Annotated in this window: 12 protein-coding genes and 1 tRNA gene; 7 read left to right on the forward strand and 6 right to left on the reverse strand. The window is 63.7% G+C overall.

Annotated elements, in window-relative coordinates; all coding sequences use genetic code 11:
• Positions 1 to 28: 28 nt before the first annotated feature.
• From MOK15_RS03070 to MOK15_RS03090, 5 genes are all read left to right on the forward strand, one after another.
• Positions 29 to 1624 (forward strand): M28 family metallopeptidase, encoded by a 1596-nt coding sequence (locus MOK15_RS03070; protein ID WP_242930258.1) that lies wholly within the window; start codon positions 29 to 31, stop codon positions 1622 to 1624.
• Between the two features lie 214 nt (positions 1625 to 1838).
• Positions 1839 to 2834, forward strand: a complete 996-nt coding sequence (gene hemB, locus MOK15_RS03075) for a porphobilinogen synthase (RefSeq protein ID WP_242930259.1) — start codon at positions 1839 to 1841, stop codon at positions 2832 to 2834.
• Entirely contained in the window at positions 2827 to 3378 is a 552-nt protein-coding gene (locus MOK15_RS03080) for a GNAT family N-acetyltransferase (RefSeq protein ID WP_242930260.1), read from the forward strand. Before hemB ends, MOK15_RS03080 begins: the two co-directional genes overlap by 8 nt.
• Positions 3379 to 3486: 108 nt before the next feature.
• Positions 3487 to 5694 (forward strand): fused MFS/spermidine synthase, encoded by a 2208-nt coding sequence (locus tag MOK15_RS03085; RefSeq protein ID WP_242932613.1) that lies wholly within the window; start codon positions 3487 to 3489, stop codon positions 5692 to 5694.
• A 13-nt stretch (positions 5695 to 5707) separates the two neighbouring features.
• A complete protein-coding gene (locus tag MOK15_RS03090) occupies positions 5708 to 6292 on the forward strand; it encodes a gamma carbonic anhydrase family protein (protein WP_242930261.1) in 585 nt (194 codons plus the stop codon).
• Between the two features lie 154 nt (positions 6293 to 6446).
• Here MOK15_RS03090 and MOK15_RS03095 read toward each other — a convergent pair whose 3' ends face one another.
• The 6 genes from MOK15_RS03095 to MOK15_RS03120 all read right to left on the reverse strand — a co-directional run bounded on the left by MOK15_RS03095 (position 6447) and on the right by MOK15_RS03120 (position 12589).
• The gene (locus tag MOK15_RS03095) at positions 6447 to 6959 is read right to left on the reverse strand and encodes a hypothetical protein (protein WP_242930262.1); all 513 of its coding nucleotides are present in this window, start codon (positions 6957 to 6959) and stop codon (positions 6447 to 6449) included.
• Positions 6960 to 6999: 40 nt separating this feature from the next.
• Complete coding sequence (eda, locus tag MOK15_RS03100) at positions 7000 to 7617, reverse strand: bifunctional 4-hydroxy-2-oxoglutarate aldolase/2-dehydro-3-deoxy-phosphogluconate aldolase (protein ID WP_242930263.1); 618 nt, start codon at positions 7615 to 7617, stop codon at positions 7000 to 7002.
• Entirely contained in the window at positions 7614 to 8588 is a 975-nt protein-coding gene (gene glk, locus MOK15_RS03105; RefSeq protein ID WP_242930264.1) for a glucokinase, read from the reverse strand. Before glk ends, eda begins: the two co-directional genes overlap by 4 nt.
• Before the next feature lie 112 nt (positions 8589 to 8700).
• Positions 8701 to 10527, reverse strand: coding sequence for a phosphogluconate dehydratase (edd, locus tag MOK15_RS03110; protein WP_242930265.1), 1827 nt, complete (start codon positions 10525 to 10527; stop codon positions 8701 to 8703).
• Positions 10520 to 11983 carry a glucose-6-phosphate dehydrogenase gene (gene zwf, locus MOK15_RS03115; RefSeq protein WP_242930266.1) on the reverse strand — a complete coding sequence of 488 codons (1464 nt, stop codon included), beginning with the start codon at positions 11981 to 11983 and terminating at the stop codon, positions 10520 to 10522. The genes edd and zwf overlap by 8 nt, the downstream gene beginning before the upstream one ends.
• A 183-nt stretch (positions 11984 to 12166) precedes the next feature.
• Positions 12167 to 12589, reverse strand: coding sequence for a MerC domain-containing protein (locus MOK15_RS03120; protein ID WP_242930267.1), 423 nt, complete (start codon positions 12587 to 12589; stop codon positions 12167 to 12169).
• Between the two features lie 588 nt (positions 12590 to 13177).
• Between MOK15_RS03120 and MOK15_RS03125 the strand changes: the two genes are divergently transcribed.
• Together MOK15_RS03125 and MOK15_RS03130 are read left to right on the forward strand one after the other, a co-directional pair.
• Positions 13178 to 13266 (forward strand) — tRNA-Leu (locus MOK15_RS03125).
• 644 nt (positions 13267 to 13910) lie between these two features.
• Positions 13911 to 16205 (forward strand): FdhF/YdeP family oxidoreductase, encoded by a 2295-nt coding sequence (locus tag MOK15_RS03130; protein ID WP_242930268.1) that lies wholly within the window; start codon positions 13911 to 13913, stop codon positions 16203 to 16205.
• Positions 16206 to 16230: the final 25 nt, after the last annotated feature.

The following is a 16230-nucleotide window of genomic DNA, read 5'->3' on the forward strand; positions in this document are numbered from 1 at the left end:
ACTGGATTCATAAGGGGGGTCTTTTCCGATGCGCACGCCTTTCATTCTTCTTCCGCTGCTGGCGCTATGCCCCGCACCTGTCGCTTTCGCCGCTCCCGACATGTCGAAGAGCGACGGCGCGCGCTGGTGGGCGCATGTTCAGGCGCTGGCCAATGACGGGATGGAGGGGCGCGGCACCGGCACGCCGGGCTATGACCGCGCGGCCGACTATGTCATCGCCCAGTTCGAAACGCTGGGCCTCAAGCCCATGGGCGTGGACGGTTACAAGCAGCCGGTCGCCTTCGTGGAGCAGACAGTCCTTTCGGATCAAAGCAGCGCCGCGCTGGTCGATCCCACGGGCGAAAAGCCGCTGGCGGTTCCGGGCGACCTGATCTTCTCCGGCAGCGGCGGTCCCGTCCCCGAACGCATCGACGCATCGATGGTCTTCGCCGGCTATGGCCTGCATCTGCCCGAAGTCGGCCATGACGATTTCGCCGGGCTGGATATCAAGGGCAAGGTCGTGGTCGTGCTGTCCGGCGGTCCCGCCACTATTTCCGGCGCGCTCAAGTCCCATGCCCGATCGGAACGGACGCGTTGGCTGGCGGATCGGGGTGCGCTCGGTCTCATCACGCTGGTCACGCCCAAGCAGGTGGAAATTCCCTGGTCTCGGCGCGTTGCGCTGGCCAGTGCGCCCGCGCTCTATTTCGCCGACAACAGCCTGCGCGAAACCCAGACGGCCTTCCTTGGCGCGCAGCTCGATCCAGCCAAGTCGGCGCTGTTCTTCGAAGGTACGGGCCGGGATTTCAATGCGATCGCCGCCGCTGCGGATGCGTCCGCCCCGGTCCCCGGCTTTCCCCTTGCGCTGCGCCTGAAGGCGCAGGTCGCCGCCAAGCGCCGTGATCTTTCCTCCCCCAATCTCGTTGCCGTCCTGCCGGGCAGCGACCCCAAGCTACGCGGCGAATATGTCGTCCTTTCCGCGCATCTCGACGGCTATGGCATCGGCACGCCGATCAAGGGCGACGCCATCTATAATGGTGCGCTGGACAATGCCTCGGGCGTCGCCAGCCTGCTGGAGATTGCGCGCGCGCTCAAGGCGGGCAAGGACGCGCCGAAACGCTCCATCCTCTTCGCCATCGTCACGGCGGAAGAGAAAGGACTGCTCGGCGCCCGCTATTTCGCGCGGCGACCGACCGTGCCGCAGAAGAGCATCGTCGCCGATCTCAATTTCGACATGGCGCTGCCGATCTTCCCGCTGACCAGCGTGACGCCGGTCGGCTACGACCAGAGTTCATTGGGGCAGGATGCCGCGGCGGTGAGCGCGGCCATGAACCTGCCGATCACGCCCGATCCCTTCCCGGACCGCAACGTCTTCATCCGCTCCGATCAATATGCTTTCATCCGCGAGGGCATTCCCGCGCTTTTCTTCAAATATGGCTTCAAGGCCGGCACGCCGGAGGCGGAGACGGAAAAGGCGTGGCGCGCCAACATCTATCACTCGCCCTTCGACGACCTGAACCAGCCCGTCATGCCTGCCGAGACGGCCAAGCTGAACGACTATGTGACCGCCGTGACGCTCCGCGTCGCCAACGGCCCTGCCCGCCCGCGCTGGAACGACGACAGCTTCTTCAAGCGCTTCGCGAAATAGGGGAGGGAGTAGCGCGGCAGTTATGGGTTGGGTTGGGGATAGGACCAGGACATTCCCCTCCCTTTTAAGGGAGGGGAGTAAGTAGGTCCATTCCAGGTCGCCAGCGGACGCCGTACAGGTTCACGCCGCCCGTGTTCAGCCAGTGCGGCCCATCCGAAGCATGGGACAATCCGCCCCGCTTGATCCCCCTGGTCCCCGCGCCTACACCCGCTGGATGACCCATGCACCCTATCCGGCGCTGCGTATGCGCCGCACCCGTGCCGCGGCCTGGAGCCGGGCGATGCACGCTGAAAACCGCTTGTCGCCCAGCGACTTCATCTGGCCCTTGTTCGTAACCGAAGGCAGTCAGGTGGAGGAACAGATTGCCGCGCTGCCCGGCGTGTCGCGCTGGTCGGTGGACCTGATGGTCGCACGCGCGAAGGAAGCGCGCGATGCCGGTATCCCCTGCCTCGCCCTCTTTCCCAACACGCAGGTCGATCGGCGCAGCGACGACGGGGAGGAAGCGCTCAATCCCGACAATCTCATGTGCCGGGCAATCCGGGCGATCAAGGATGCCGTGCCCGACATCGGCATCCTGACCGACGTGGCGCTCGACCCCTATACCGCGCATGGTCAGGACGGGCTGCTGGACGAGACCGGCTATGTCGTCAACGATGCGACCATCGACATATTGATCGGCCAGTCGCTCAATCAGGCGGTGGCGGGCGCGGACATCATCGCGCCCAGCGACATGATGGACGGCCGCGTCGGCGCGATCCGCGAGGCGCTGGAGGAAACCGGCCATGCCAATGTCCAGATCATGGCCTATGCCGCCAAATATGCGAGCGCCTTCTACGGCCCGTTCCGCGATGCGGTCGGTTCGCGCGGCCTGCTCAAGGGCGACAAGAAAAACTACCAGATGGACCCCGCCAATGGCGAGGAAGCGCTGCGCGAAGTTGCTCTGGACCTGGCCGAAGGGGCGGACAGCGTGATGGTGAAGCCGGGCCTGCCCTATCTCGACATTATCGCGCGGGTACGTGACCGCTTTGCTGTTCCTGTCTTCGCCTATCAGGTGTCGGGGGAATATGCGATGATCGAACATGCCGCCGCTGCGGGGGCGGGAGATCGCGACGCGCTGATCCTGGAAACGCTGATGGCGTTCAAGCGGGCGGGCTGTTCGGGTGTGCTGACCTATCATGCGCTCCACGCGGCCAGGCTGCTGAATGGCTGAATTCCGTCTTGAAACGGATCGTCTCATCCTGCGCACCTGGCGCGAGAGCGATGTCGATCCGTTCATGCGGAACCTCGACACGGACGAGGTGATGCGCTGGCTTGGAGGGCGACAGCCGCGAACCCATTATGCCGACTTCCAGCAACGCATGGATCGCGCCCAGCAGGAACTGGGCCATTGCTACTGGATCATGGAAGGCAAGGCGGACGGCGCGATATTGGGCTTTTGCGGCCCGCGACGGGGGCGTCATCCCGGAACGCCTATCTATGGCGAACTGGAACTGGGCTGGCGATTATGCGCCAGCCATTGGGGGCTGGGCTATGCCAAGGAAGCGGCGCTGGCCACCATCGCGTGGTGCCGGACCAATCGGCCGCAGGATGGCCGGATCATCGCCTATACTGTACCCACCAATGTCGCATCCTGGGGATTGATGCGGGCGTTGGGCATGGATCGGCGGGAAGAGATGGATTTCGACCATCCCGCCTTTCCCGTGGGGCATCCGCTCTGTCGGCACATCGTCTATGCGCTGGACCGGACAGCATGATCCGCGATCGCCATCGGCGCATCTTCTCCTTGAACGGCAGGGGGTTGCCGCGCCATGATGGTGAGCGACGGCGGGGATCGACCAGGGTCGGATGAGGGGGAACGGATGATGATCGGAACGCGCCCACGCTTCGTCCTGACGATCTACGCGGGGTCGTTCCTGCTTTTCCTGGTCCAGCCGATGATCGCCCGCATGGCGCTGCCGCGCCTGGGCGGCGCGCCGTCGGTATGGAATTCGGCCATGCTGGTCTATCAGGCGCTGCTGCTTGCGGGCTATGCCTATGCCCACTGGCTGGGCCGCTTCGGTGCGCGGCGGCAGGCGATGATCCATCTCGGCCTGTTCCTCTTCTCCGCCATCTTTTTGCCGATCGGGCTGGCCGGGTGGCAGCCGCCTGCGGATGCGGAGCCGGCCCTTTGGGTGCTCGGGCTGCTGGGCGCGTCCATCGGTCCGCTCTTCTTCATCGTCGCCGCGCAGGCGCCGCTGCTGCAACGCTGGTTCGCCATCGCCGACGGGAGCGATCCCTATCCGCTCTATGCCGCGTCCAACCTGGGCAGCTTCGCCGGGCTGATCGCTTATCCGCTGCTGGTCGAGCCGCTGCTGACGCTCAAGGCGCAGAGCATTCTCTGGTCGCTTTGCTATGGCGCGCTCTTCTTCCTGGTCTATGCCAGCGCCCGCCGACTGCCGCTTGACGGGGAGGTCGCCGGAACACAGGAACTGGCCGACGCGGTGCCGCCACCGGACCGGCGCACCATGCTCTACTGGATCGTGCTGGCGGCCGTGCCATCGGGGTTGATGCTGGCGACCAGCCTTTACCTCACCACCGACATCGTCGCCATGCCGTTGCTCTGGGTGCTGCCGCTCGGCCTCTATCTGCTGAGTTTCTCCATCGCCTTTGCCACGCGCCGTGGTCTGGCCGAACTTTCTATGCTGGTTGCGCCAATTCTGCTGCTGATCGGCGCCTGCATCGCGTTTACGGGGGGCGTTCAGTTTCCGGTCTTCGTCGCCATCGGCATATTGGCGGTGTTGTTCGTAACGGCCGTCGCGCTCCATGCGCAGCTCTATGCCCTGCGCCCGGCAGCGGTGCATTTGACGCGCTTCTATCTGCTGATGGCGGTCGGCGGCATGATGGGCGGGCTGTTCTGCGCGCTGCTCGCGCCGCTCATCTTCGACTGGACCTATGAATATCCGATCCTGCTGGTCGCCGCCGCGCTCCTGCTTCCGGCGCGCGCACCCTTCCTGCGCCTGCCGCGCTTAATATGGGATGATCCGCGCCGCCGGGTCTGGCTGGCGGCGGTGATGCTCCTGCTGGGTCTGTCGCTGTCGATGATCGGCGGCGGGCTGCTGGCATCGGAGTGGAAATCCCCGCTGGTCAAGACAATTTGCTTTACCGCCATCATCGCCATGGGGGTATTGGCGCTGGGTCATCGGCTGTTGACGGCGGGGATGCTGATCTATCTGATGCTCTGCCTCAGCGGTTGGGAAAAGCTGGCCCAATCCGCGACGGGTATGCTGACGCGCAGCTATTTCGGCGTCTATGGCGTGGCTGACAAGGGTCCGGACGAACGCATCCTGTTCCACGGCACCACGTTGCACGGCATCCAGAATCGTGCGCCGGCGCAGGCGCTCGATCCCACCAGCTATTATGCGCCGGAGTCGGGCGTCGGCCTGGCGCTGCGCCATGCGCCGGACCTGTTCGGCCCGCGCGCGCGCATCGATGTGGTCGGCCTGGGGGCGGGGACGCTCGCCTGCTATATCCGGCCGGGCCAGAGCTGGCGCTTCTATGAGATTGATCCGGCCATGGTCGCGATCGCCCGCAACCCCGCTGACTTCACCTTCTTGTCGCGCTGCCAGCCCCATGCTGACATCGTGATCGGCGATGCGCGCATGACGCTGGTGCGGCAACCGGCTGGCGGTGCGGACCTGCTGGTGATCGACGCCTTCTCCTCCGACACCATTCCGATGCACCTGCTGACGCGGGAGGCGCTGGCCATTTATGGTCGCCGCCTTGCTCCTCACGGCCTGCTGCTCATCCATATTTCCAACCGCTATCTGGACCTGCGCCCGGTGCTGGCCGCCGGGGCGCGGGCAGGGGGCTGGCAAGCGCGGCTTCGCCATTATGTGCCGGACCAGCGCGACGCTGGCCGTCACTATACGGCATCGGTCTGGGTCGCCCTGTCGCGCGATCCGGCGCAGTTGGACCGACTGGTGGCGCGTACCGGTCCCGACCGATGGCAGGCCTTGCCCGGACGGTCCGGCTTTGCCGCCTGGTCGGACGATCATGCCAGCATCCTGCTGATCCTGAAGATCAGACCATAAGAGGAAAGCCATCATGCCGGCCCCTGCCTATCCCGACGTCAGCATCATCCCCTTCGGCGGCAAGGCGCCGGTGATTCATCCCAGCGCCTTTATCGCGCCGGGGTGCCGGATCGTCGGCGACGTGGAGATCGGCGAGGACGCCAGCATCTGGTATAATTGCGTGATCCGTGGCGACGTGAACCGGGTCCGGATCGGCGCGCGGACCAATGTGCAGGACGGCACGGTCATCCATTGCGACAGCCCCGGCGACCGTGTCGACGGCCGCCCCGCCGAAGGCTGGCCAGCGATCATCGGCGATGATGTGCTGATCGGCCACATGGCGATGATCCATGGCTGCGTGCTGCACGACCGGGCGTTCGTCGGGCTGGGCGCGATCGTCATGAGCGGCGCGACGGTGGAGAGCGACGCGATGCTGGCCGCGGGCGCGCTGCTATCGCCCGGCAAGACGGTGCTGCACCGCCAGCTTTGGGCAGGTCGTCCCGCCAAATATATGCGCGACTTGAGCGACGAGGCGCTGATCGACATGCGCGAGGGCGTGGACCATTATGTCCACAATGCCAAGGCGCATAAGGGGGCGATCAAGGCGGCGCTGGAATAGGGCGGTTTTAGGCACTTATTTGCACACCGTCATGCCGGACTTGATCCGGCATCCAGAGTCGCAGGCGCTGCCCTCTGTGGCCCTGGATGCCGGATCAAGTCCGGCATGACGCTGAAAATAAGGGTGAAGCTCTGAACCTCTAACAAGAGAGACCTCAGGGCTGCGGCAGACGTGCTTTCATCGCGTCGATGCGGTCATTCTGCTGGTCCACCTGCGCCAGAGTCGCGCTGCGGGCGGTGTCGATATCCGCCAGGCCGCCACGGGCCTTGCCATCGGCCACCTGATCGCTGCGCTCGACATAGAGCGTGTCCAGACTTGCCAGCGCCGACACGCTGTCGTTGCGCGCGGCTTCCAGGCTGCTGATCGCCACCTGTGCGGCGACCCATATGTCGCTGGATACCGCCGCGCCCGACGCTCTGTGCACGGCCTTGTCCGCCTTGGCATAGGCGGCGTCGAACGCGACCGCGCCCGTTTTCGCCTGCGCGACATAGCGTGCAATGTCGGCCGATAGCTGCGGATCGGCCGGCGCTGGCGCTGGCGGCGGCGCGACTTCGGCCACCGGAGCGCTCTCGATCGGCCGCTTGGCGAGCGAGGGATAGCCCGACTGCCCACCGGCGCAACCGGAAAGCAGCAGGGCCAGATAAGGCAGGAAGCGGCGCGGACTCATGATCTGCATTTAGGGGGGCGAGCGGCGTGGCGCAATGGCCTCAGCGCGGCAGAGCTGCTGCCGCGCGGGCCAAAGCCTCGATCTTCGCCGGGTCGATCGGTCCCTTGGGCACGACCCAGCTACCGCCGACGCATTTGATGAAGGGTTCGGCCAGCCATTTGGGCGCGGTTTCGGCGGTGATGCCGCCGGTGGGGCAGAAGCGCGCCTCATAGAGCGGTGCGGCCAGAGCCTTGAGCGCCGGCAGGCCGCCTGAAGTTTCGGCCGGGAAGAATTTGAAATGGGTCAGGCCCATGTCCAGCCCGCGCATGATGTCGCCGGCGGTCGCCGTGCCGGGCAGGAAGGGCAGGCCCGCCTCGATCGCCGCCTTGCCCAGCGGCTTGGTCAGGCCGGGGCTGACGGCGAAGCGCGCGCCCGCCTTCATGGCGGCGTCCAACTGCCGGGGGTTGAGCACGGTGCCAGCGCCCACGACTGCGCCCTCGACCTTCGCCATCTCGCGGATCACGTCCAGCGCGGCGGGCGTGCGCAGCGTCACTTCCAGCGCGGGCAGGCCGCCCGCGACGAGCGCCCGCGCGATCGGCAGTGCATCCTCGACCCTCTCGACCACCAGCACCGGGATTACCGGGGCCAGTTCCATAACCTGGGCGACGGTCAGGCTCATGCATTCTTCTCCCTAAAAGCGGCTGCGGCCCCGAACAGGCCGATTTCTTCATGGATAGCGCAACGGATCGGCACGGTCGCCATCAGGCTTTCGAACCGGCCCTTGGCCTTGAAACGGGTATGGAAGCCGCTCTGCGGCAGGAAATCGCGCATCCGCTGGGTCAGGCCGCCAGCCAGCACGACGCTGTGGGGACCATGGGCCAGCGCCAGGTCGCCCGCCACCGATCCGTAGCAGAGGCAGAAGCGTTCCAGCGCCGCGCGGGCGAAGGGATCGCTGCCGTCGAGCGCGGCCTGCCAGAGTTCGGGATCTTCCATCAGCACGACGCGGTCGTGGCCGATCGTGGCCATCGCCTTGTAGATATAGTTGAGGCCGGGGCCGGATACGATCCGTTCGGTCGACACGCGCAGGAACTTGTCGCGCAGATAGGCGAGGATCTTTTCCTCCAGATGATCGAGTGGCGCGAAGTCCAGATGGCCGCCCTCGGTCGCGATGACATGGGGATGACCGTCGTCATAGGCGATCATCGCCACGCCCAGTCCCGTGCCGGGGCCAAGGATGGTGACGCCGCCATCGCGGGGGAAAGGGCGGTCTTCGCCGAAGAGGAGCGGCAGATTTTCGTCGGGCAGGCGCGATACCGCATGGGCCACCGCCTCGAAATCATTGACCAGCCGCACCGTCCGCACGCCAAGGTCGTCCGCCAGCGTATCGGCGCGGATCACCCAGTTGCTGTTGGTCAGCTTGATGATTTCCCGCCCGATGGCGGTGGCAAAGGCGATCGATACGGCGTCGGGCAGGTCGCCATGCGCCTTCTCATCTTCGGCAAAGGCGGCCCAGCAGGCCTGAAGGCTGGGATAGTCCGCGACCTTATATTTGCGCACGGTACCAAGCGTCGGCACGCCCCTGGCGTCCAGCGAGGCGCGCGCGAAGCGGGCATTGGTCCCGCCAATGTCGACGGCGATGAGGTTGGTCATCAAAAAGGCATCCAATTCATTTGCCGTCATCCCGGCGAAAGCTGGATCTCACAAGGCCAGGCTGCGCCCGAACGCTAGAGAGGCCAGCCTTCACCGGCATGACGGGGTGATGTCAAATCTCGCTTTCCATCGCCGCCAGGATCGGCGACGCACCGGCTTCCGCCAGATCGCTGTGGTGGCGGAACAGGGCGAATAATTCGCGACCGGTGTCATAGGGCGGGGGCGGGGCGGCGGGAATGTCCCGCGCGTCCCATGTCGCCACATCGACCAGTGCCTCGACAGCGCCCGTTTCCGCGCAGACCCGCACCAGATCGCCGTCGCGCAGCTTGCCGATCGGTCCGCCGCCCAGCGCTTCGGGCGACAAATGGATGGCGGCCGGCACCTTGCCGCTCGCGCCGGACATGCGTCCATCGGTCAGCAGCGCGACCTTGAAGCCGCGATCCTGCAACACGCCCAGCGCCGGGGTCAGTTTGTGCAACTCCGGCATCCCGTTGGCCTTCGGTCCCTGGAAGCGGACGACGACCACGACGTCGCGCTCCAGTTCGCCCGCCTTGAAGGCGCGCAGCACGTCGTCTTGATCCTGGAATACGGCGGCGGGCGCTTCGATCGTCCAGCGTTCCTTGTCGACCGCGCTCACCTTCATGACGCAACGGCCCAGATTGCCCTGGAGCAGCTTCATGCCGCCATCCGCCTGGAAGGGGTTGGAGGCCGGGCGCAATATCGCCTCATCGCGGGAGGCCGGGACATCGCGCCACATCAGCGCCTCATCCTCTAGCACCGGTTCCTTGCCATAGTCGGTCAGGTCGGCCCGTGCGACGGTCAGGATATCGCGGTGGAGCAGCCCGGCGTCGAGCAGTTCGCGAATGACGACCGCCATGCCGCCCGCCGCGTGGAAATGGTTCACGTCGCCCGATCCATTGGGATAGACCCGCGCCAGCAGCGGCACGACATTGGAAATCTCGGCGAAGTCGGTCCAGTCGACATGGATGCCCGCCGCCCGCGCGATGGCGGGCAGGTGGATGGCGTGGTTGGTCGAACCACCCGTCGCCATCAGGCCGATGATCGCGTTGACGATCGCCTTTTCATCGACGCAATGGCCCAGCGGACGATAATCATTGCTGTCCCAGCCGATGTCGGCGATCCGGTGCGTCGCCGCACGGGTCAGTTCGGTGCGCAGCTTCGTGCCCGGATTGACGAAGGCGGCGCCGGGCATGTGCAGGCCCATCATCTCCATCATCATCTGGTTGCTATTGGCGGTGCCGTAGAAGGTGCAGGTGCCCGCGCCATGATAGCTGGCGCTTTCCGATTCCAGCAATTCGTCCTTGCCGACCTTGCCCTCGGCATAGAGCTGGCGGATGCGGACCTTTTCCTTGTTGGCGAGGCCAGAGGGCATTGGACCGGCCGGGATCAGGATCGTCGGCAGATGGCCGAAGCGCAGCGCACCGATCAGCAGGCCCGGCACGATCTTGTCGCAAATGCCCAGCAGCAGCGTCCCTTCGAACATCGCATGGCTGAGCGACACCGCGGTCGACAGGGCGATGGTGTCGCGGCTGAACAGCGACAGGTCCATGCCCGCCTGCCCCTGGGTCACGCCGTCGCACATGGCCGGCACGCCGCCCGCCACCTGGGCCGTCGCACCGACTTCGCGCGCGGCGATCTTGATCTGTTCGGGATAGCGGCCATAGGGCTGATGCGCCGACAGCATGTCGTTATAAGATGTGACGATGCCGATGTTCATCGCTGCGCCGGTACGGATGACAGCCTTGTCTTCGCCGCTCGCAGCAAAGCCATGGGCCAGGTTTCCGCAGGAAAGCTGCGCGCGGTTGGTGCCCGCGTCGCGGCCGCGCTCGATCAGGTCGAGATATTTGAGGCGCGAAGCGGCACTGCGCTCCACGATGCGGTCGGTGATCTTTGCGATCACCGGATGAAGATCAGTCATGCCAGCTTGCTCCGTCGCGTTCGATAAGGGCAATGGCCGAAGACGGACCCCAGTTCCCCGAAGAATAGGGGGCGGGCTTCACATTGGCCTCTTTCCACCCATCGATGATTGAATCGATCCATGTCCACTGCGCTTCCACCTCGTCGCGGCGGACGAACAGGGTCGCGTCGCCGGCCAGCAGATCCAGGATCAGCCGCTCATAGGCGATGCGCCGCCGCTGTCCGGCGAAGGCGGCGGTCAGCGACACGTCCAGCGTCACCTCCTCCAGATGCACCTGCCGTTCCAGGCCCGGCCTTTTGCTCATGATGGCAAGGCGGATATATTCTTCGGGTTGCAGGCGGATGACAAGCGTATTGGGTTCCAGACCCGTGCTGTGGCCGTCGCGACCGAAAATGCTGTGACGCACCGGTTTGAACTGAATGACGATTTCCGACTGGCGCGCCGGCATCCGCTTGCCGGTGCGCAGGTAGAAGGGCACGCCCTGCCAGCGCCAATTGTCGACATAGGCTTTCAGCGCCACGAAGGTTTCGGTGTCGGACGGCTTGCCCAGTTCGTCGGCATAGCCGGTGACGATCTGCCCCTGCACCGCGCCCGGCGTATATTGGCCGCGCACGCTATGGGTCTTGACCGTCTCGTCGGTCATCGGGCGCAGTGAGCGCAGCGCCTTCACCTTTTCGTCGCGCACGGCGGTCGGGTCCATGCGGGCGGGCGGCTCCATCGCGATGATCGACAGGACCTGGAGCATATGATTCTGCACCATGTCGCGCAGCGCGCCGACACCGTCATAATAGGAAACGCGGCCTTCCAGCCCCACCGTCTCACCCACGGTGATCTGCACATGGTCGATCGCGGTGGCGTTCCACAGCGGTTCGAACATCACATTGCCGAAGCGCAGAGCGAGCAGATTCTGCACCGTTTCCTTGCCCAGATAATGGTCGACACGGAAAATCTGCTCTTCGGCGAAAAGCGCGCCGATGCCGTCATTCACTTCTTTCGAGGATGCCAGATCCTTGCCGATCGGCTTTTCCATCGCGATCCGCGTCTTGGGCGTGATGAGGCCAGCGTCGGCCAGTCCCTGAGCGGTCGGTGCGAACAGCGAGGGCGGTGTGGAGAGATACACCGACAGACCGCGCTCCAGCCGCCCGTCGATCCGTTCGGCCAGCGCTTTGAATTGCACGGCATTGCCTGCCTCGACCGGCTGATAGCCGATCATGGTACGGAACCGTTCCGCAATCTCCGCCTCATAGCGATCGGCGGGCAGAAATTGCTGCAACGCCGCGCAAACTTCGCTGCGGAAATCGTCATCCGACATGGCCGACCGGCCCGATGCAACGATCAGGAAATCGTCGGGCAGCAGCCCGTCAGCCAGGAGGTTGTAAAGCGACGGAAAAATCATGCGGCGGGCCAGATCGCCCGTGGCACCGAATAACAGGAACGTGGCAGACGGTTCGGTCAAAGGAACACCCTTCTCCGTTTTGAAGTTGTCTATGTCTGCACGATGCCGCCCTTATAGCGAGCGCGGATCGTTACGCAAGAAGGCTATCGAGCATGTCGTCCTGCCGCAACATAATGCCTGTTGCGTTTCGTTCGATCCCTCGAAATCCGGCCTTTGCGGCGCACGCGAACCGCAATATGCGGGTCAGGCTGGCCCTTGCAACCCTATTCTGCCACGCCGCCAGTTGAAAATATGGGCGAGGGCGAGCAGCGCGCTCCCCGCGATGGTCCAGATCGCCTCCCGCCACGCGCCTTCGACCAGCACCGCGCCGATCCCCATCAACAGCAGGCCGGACAGGCCGAGAATCAGCGGAAGTCCCGACCGATGGGCGCGCTGCCCCTGGACCAGCGCGAACAGGCTGGTCGGAATGGCGAGCGCCAGCATCACGATATGGAAGGATTCGCCCGGATCGATCCGGCTCGCGAAAGCGGGGAGCAGCGCGAAGAGCAGGGGCAGCCCCAGGCAGTGCAGCGTGCAGAGCGAGGAAGCGCAGAGCGCGAATCCATCCAGCCAGCGGTTTGGCCCCGCTACGCCTTGGGCCGCCTGCCGCTCTCCGCAATCCGTCATATATAATCCAGTGTGATACAAAGTTACATTGCGGCGCATGTGGGAATGTCAGGGTCGTCTGTCAAGCACGCCATTTCCGATCCGCTATGTCAGCAACCGTTGCGGCAAGGATAAAAGTTTCGGTTGCTCCATTCCCGTCTGGAAATCCGCTAATCATGCACCTATAGGGGCGAGTAAGAGTCGATCCTTGGCCACGTCCCGTGTGCTGGATCGGCACGCGGATGTGGCGAAATGGTAGACGCAGCGGACTCAAAAACCGGTGTTGCGATAGGCCGTTCGTTCTATGCGGTAGAATTTTCTGAATGAAAGCAATGGCTTAATCGTTAGTCTGGAAGGTCGATTTAGGGCCTGCATTTTCTAGGTGCCGCATAGGAGCCGCTAGAAAGTGGGTTCAGGAGTATTTGGGAGGGCTCGCGAGGGTTCGAGCCAATTCCGGCATCAGTCGGAGTGAGGTCTGCTCACACTTAGTCTGTAGGGGTAGACGTTCAGGTGGTGGATGGGCGCACGAAGGGCTGGAAATTAAATTTGGCCCCCTCTATAGCGCCTCAAGAAGTTGATTCTTGGTCACGAGAGAGTGGCAATCGACGTGCGGGTGTGGCGGAATTGGTAGACGCAGCGGATTCAAAATCCGCCTCTGAGTGATCAGAATGTCGGTTCGAGTCCGACCACCCGTACCAATCAGAGCTTCGTTATTCACACCATGTCTGTGGTTCGGCGTGCAGAAAAGTCTGTGACGCAAATTTGCTGATGCGCTTTGCAGCGAAAGTGGCGGACAATAAACGCTAGCTTTACCGCGTGACCTGCCAAGGGTAGGGCCGCAATGCGACGGGAATGACGGCATGGACCCGGAAACTCAGGGGCCGCACCTCGGGCAGTGGTTTTCACGCAGCGCACTGCGAACGAGGATGGTCGTACAGTCAGCACCTTGTAGCAGCACTGACAATTGCTGCCGTCTGATCGGGGCGGCGCGAGGCTATGATCGGAGGAAAGAGGCAGGTGCCATCTCCAATTTCGGGCCACCTGCTCCCGTCGGGAAATAGTGTCTGTATCGATTAGCCAGACTGACCGATCATCGAAGCAGCAGACCAGTTGATGCCTTCATCGAGTCGAAAGCCAAGCCCGCCCACGCGGCCGCCGACAGATCTCGGAACGCAAACGGCGTGCCAACTTGAGAAGAGAGCAAAATCAGGCTCTTGGTGGCCTGACGTTGTCGTCGGGCGGACAATTTATCCAAAGCCACAGGACACAATGTCCGTGGAAAACAAGGCCCCATCGTGCTTACTTAGCCGGATGTTTTCAGGTGTATTGGACGTAGCTGATCATGGCTGACGAAAATCTTCGCTACAAGCCTTATGACCATCCTGCTGGAGGTTGGGGGGCGGCAGCCGCGACTGCCAAGGTGCTCCTCGAACAGAGCGTCGTTACGAAGGGGTCACGTGCCCTCCTGGCGATGAATCAGCCTGGCGGCTTCAAATGTCCAAGCTGCGCGTTCCCGGACGCTGACTGCAAGAAGACGCTCGAATTCTGCGAGAACGGGGCAAAGGCGCTGGCGCATGAGGCGACCAAGTTTCGCGTGACGCGCGAGTTCTTCGCCCAGCACACGGTTGCCGAGCTCATGGAGAAATCGGACTATTGGCTCGAGATGCAGGGTCGTCTCACCGAGCCGATGCGATACGAGTCCAAGAGCGACAAATATGTGCCCTGCTCATGGGACGAAGCCTTCGCATTGATCGGAAAACACCTGCTGGCGCTGGACAGCCCGCATGAAGCCGAATTCTATACGTCCGGCCGAACCCCCAATGAGGCGGCCTTCCTCTATTCGATCCTGGTGCGCCAGTTCGGCACGAACAATTTTCCCGATTGTTCGAACATGTGTCACGAACCCACGAGCCGCGGTTTGCCGCCGTCCATCGGCGTCGGCAAGGGCACCGTTATTCTCGAAGATTTCGAGCATGCAGAGGCGATCTTCGTCATCGGCCAGAACACCGGCACCAATTCGCCGCGGATGATGACCAACCTGGTTGAGGCACGCAAACGCGGCGTGCCCATCGTCGCGGTCAACCCAATGCCCGAACGCGCGCTCATCAAGTTCACCGAGCCGCAGGACGTGATCCAGATGGCGACCTTCGGCTCGACGCCGATCGCCAGCGAGTTCGTGCATATCAAGATCGGCGGCGATCTGGCGCTGCTGAAGGGCATGATGAAGGTCATGTTCGAGCGCGAGGCAAAGGGCGAGAAGATCCTCGATCATGCCTTCATCGCCGAGCACACACTGGGAATGGAAGCCGTGCGCGACGAGGTGATGTCGCTCAACTGGGCCGACCTCGTGGCGCACTCGGGGATCGAGGAAGCGCAGATCCGTCGTTGCGCCGAGATCTACATTCGCTCCAAGGCCACCATGATCTGCTACGGCATGGGCCTCACCCAGCACCAGCTGGGCTCGCAGCTTCTCCAGCAGGTTGCGAATATCCTTCTGCTCAAGGGCAATTACGGTAAACCGGGCGCCGGGATTTCGCCCATTCGCGGTCATTCCAACGTCCAGGGCGATCGCACGGTCGGCATCGACGAGAAACCAACGCAAGCCTATCTCGACCGCGTCCGGGACGTTTTCGGCTTCGAGCCACCGCGCGAACATGGGCATCACACCGTCGAGTCCGTCGAGGCGATGCTGAAAGGCACCGCAAAGGTATTCATCGGCATGGGCGGCAATTTCGTGCGCGCCGTGCCCGATACGGACATTTCCTATTCAGCGATGCGTAAGCTCGAACTCACCGTCGGCATCGCCACCAAGCTCAACCGCGGCCATCTTGTCCATGGGCGCGATGCGCTCATCCTGCCGGTGATCGCGCGGTCCGAGCGGATCGAGACCTCTGCCGGCGAGCAGTTCGTCACGATCGAGGATTCCATGTCGAACGTGACGGCGTCGCGGGGCGTTCTGACGCCGGCCAGCGAGCATCTCAAGCCCGAGGTCGAGATCGTCTGCCGCATGGCGATGGCCGCGCTTCCTGAGAGCAAGATCCCTTGGGAATCCTACATCCACGATTACACCCTCATCCGCGACAAGATCGCAGCGGTCTATCCCGAAATCTACGAGGATTTCTCGGGGCGGATCAAGGATCCCAAGGGATTCCATCTCGACGTGGCGCCGCGGCGCCTGGTCTGGCTCACCCCTACCGGCAAGGCGAATTTCCTGCTGCTGCCCGGTCTCGACGTCAACACGCCGGTCGATGATCCGGCCATGTTGCGGCTCGCAACGGTGCGCTCGCACGACCAGTTCAACACGACGATCTACAGCTATAACGACCGCTATCGGGGCGTTTACAACGACCGGATGGTCCTTTTCATGAACGAGGACGATCGTATCGCGCGGGGCCTTGAGCAAAGGGCGACCGTCGCGCTCGAGACGATCAGCGACGACGGGGTCAAGCGGCGCGTCGATGCGCTGACGGTCATCGACTATCCGATGCCGCGCGGCGCGATCGCGGGCTACTATCCTGAGCTCAATCCGCTCCTGCCGCTCGACTATTATGATCGCATGAGCGGCACGCCCGCCGCCAAATCGATTCCGGTCCGCGTCGTGGCGGCCCGAGCCACGAGAAGGGCCGCCATCGCATAATCTGGAACGATAACGGGGGGAGGCA

Source organism: Sphingobium sp. BYY-5, assembly GCF_022758885.1.
In the GTDB taxonomy this organism is placed as follows: domain Bacteria; phylum Pseudomonadota; class Alphaproteobacteria; order Sphingomonadales; family Sphingomonadaceae; genus Sphingobium.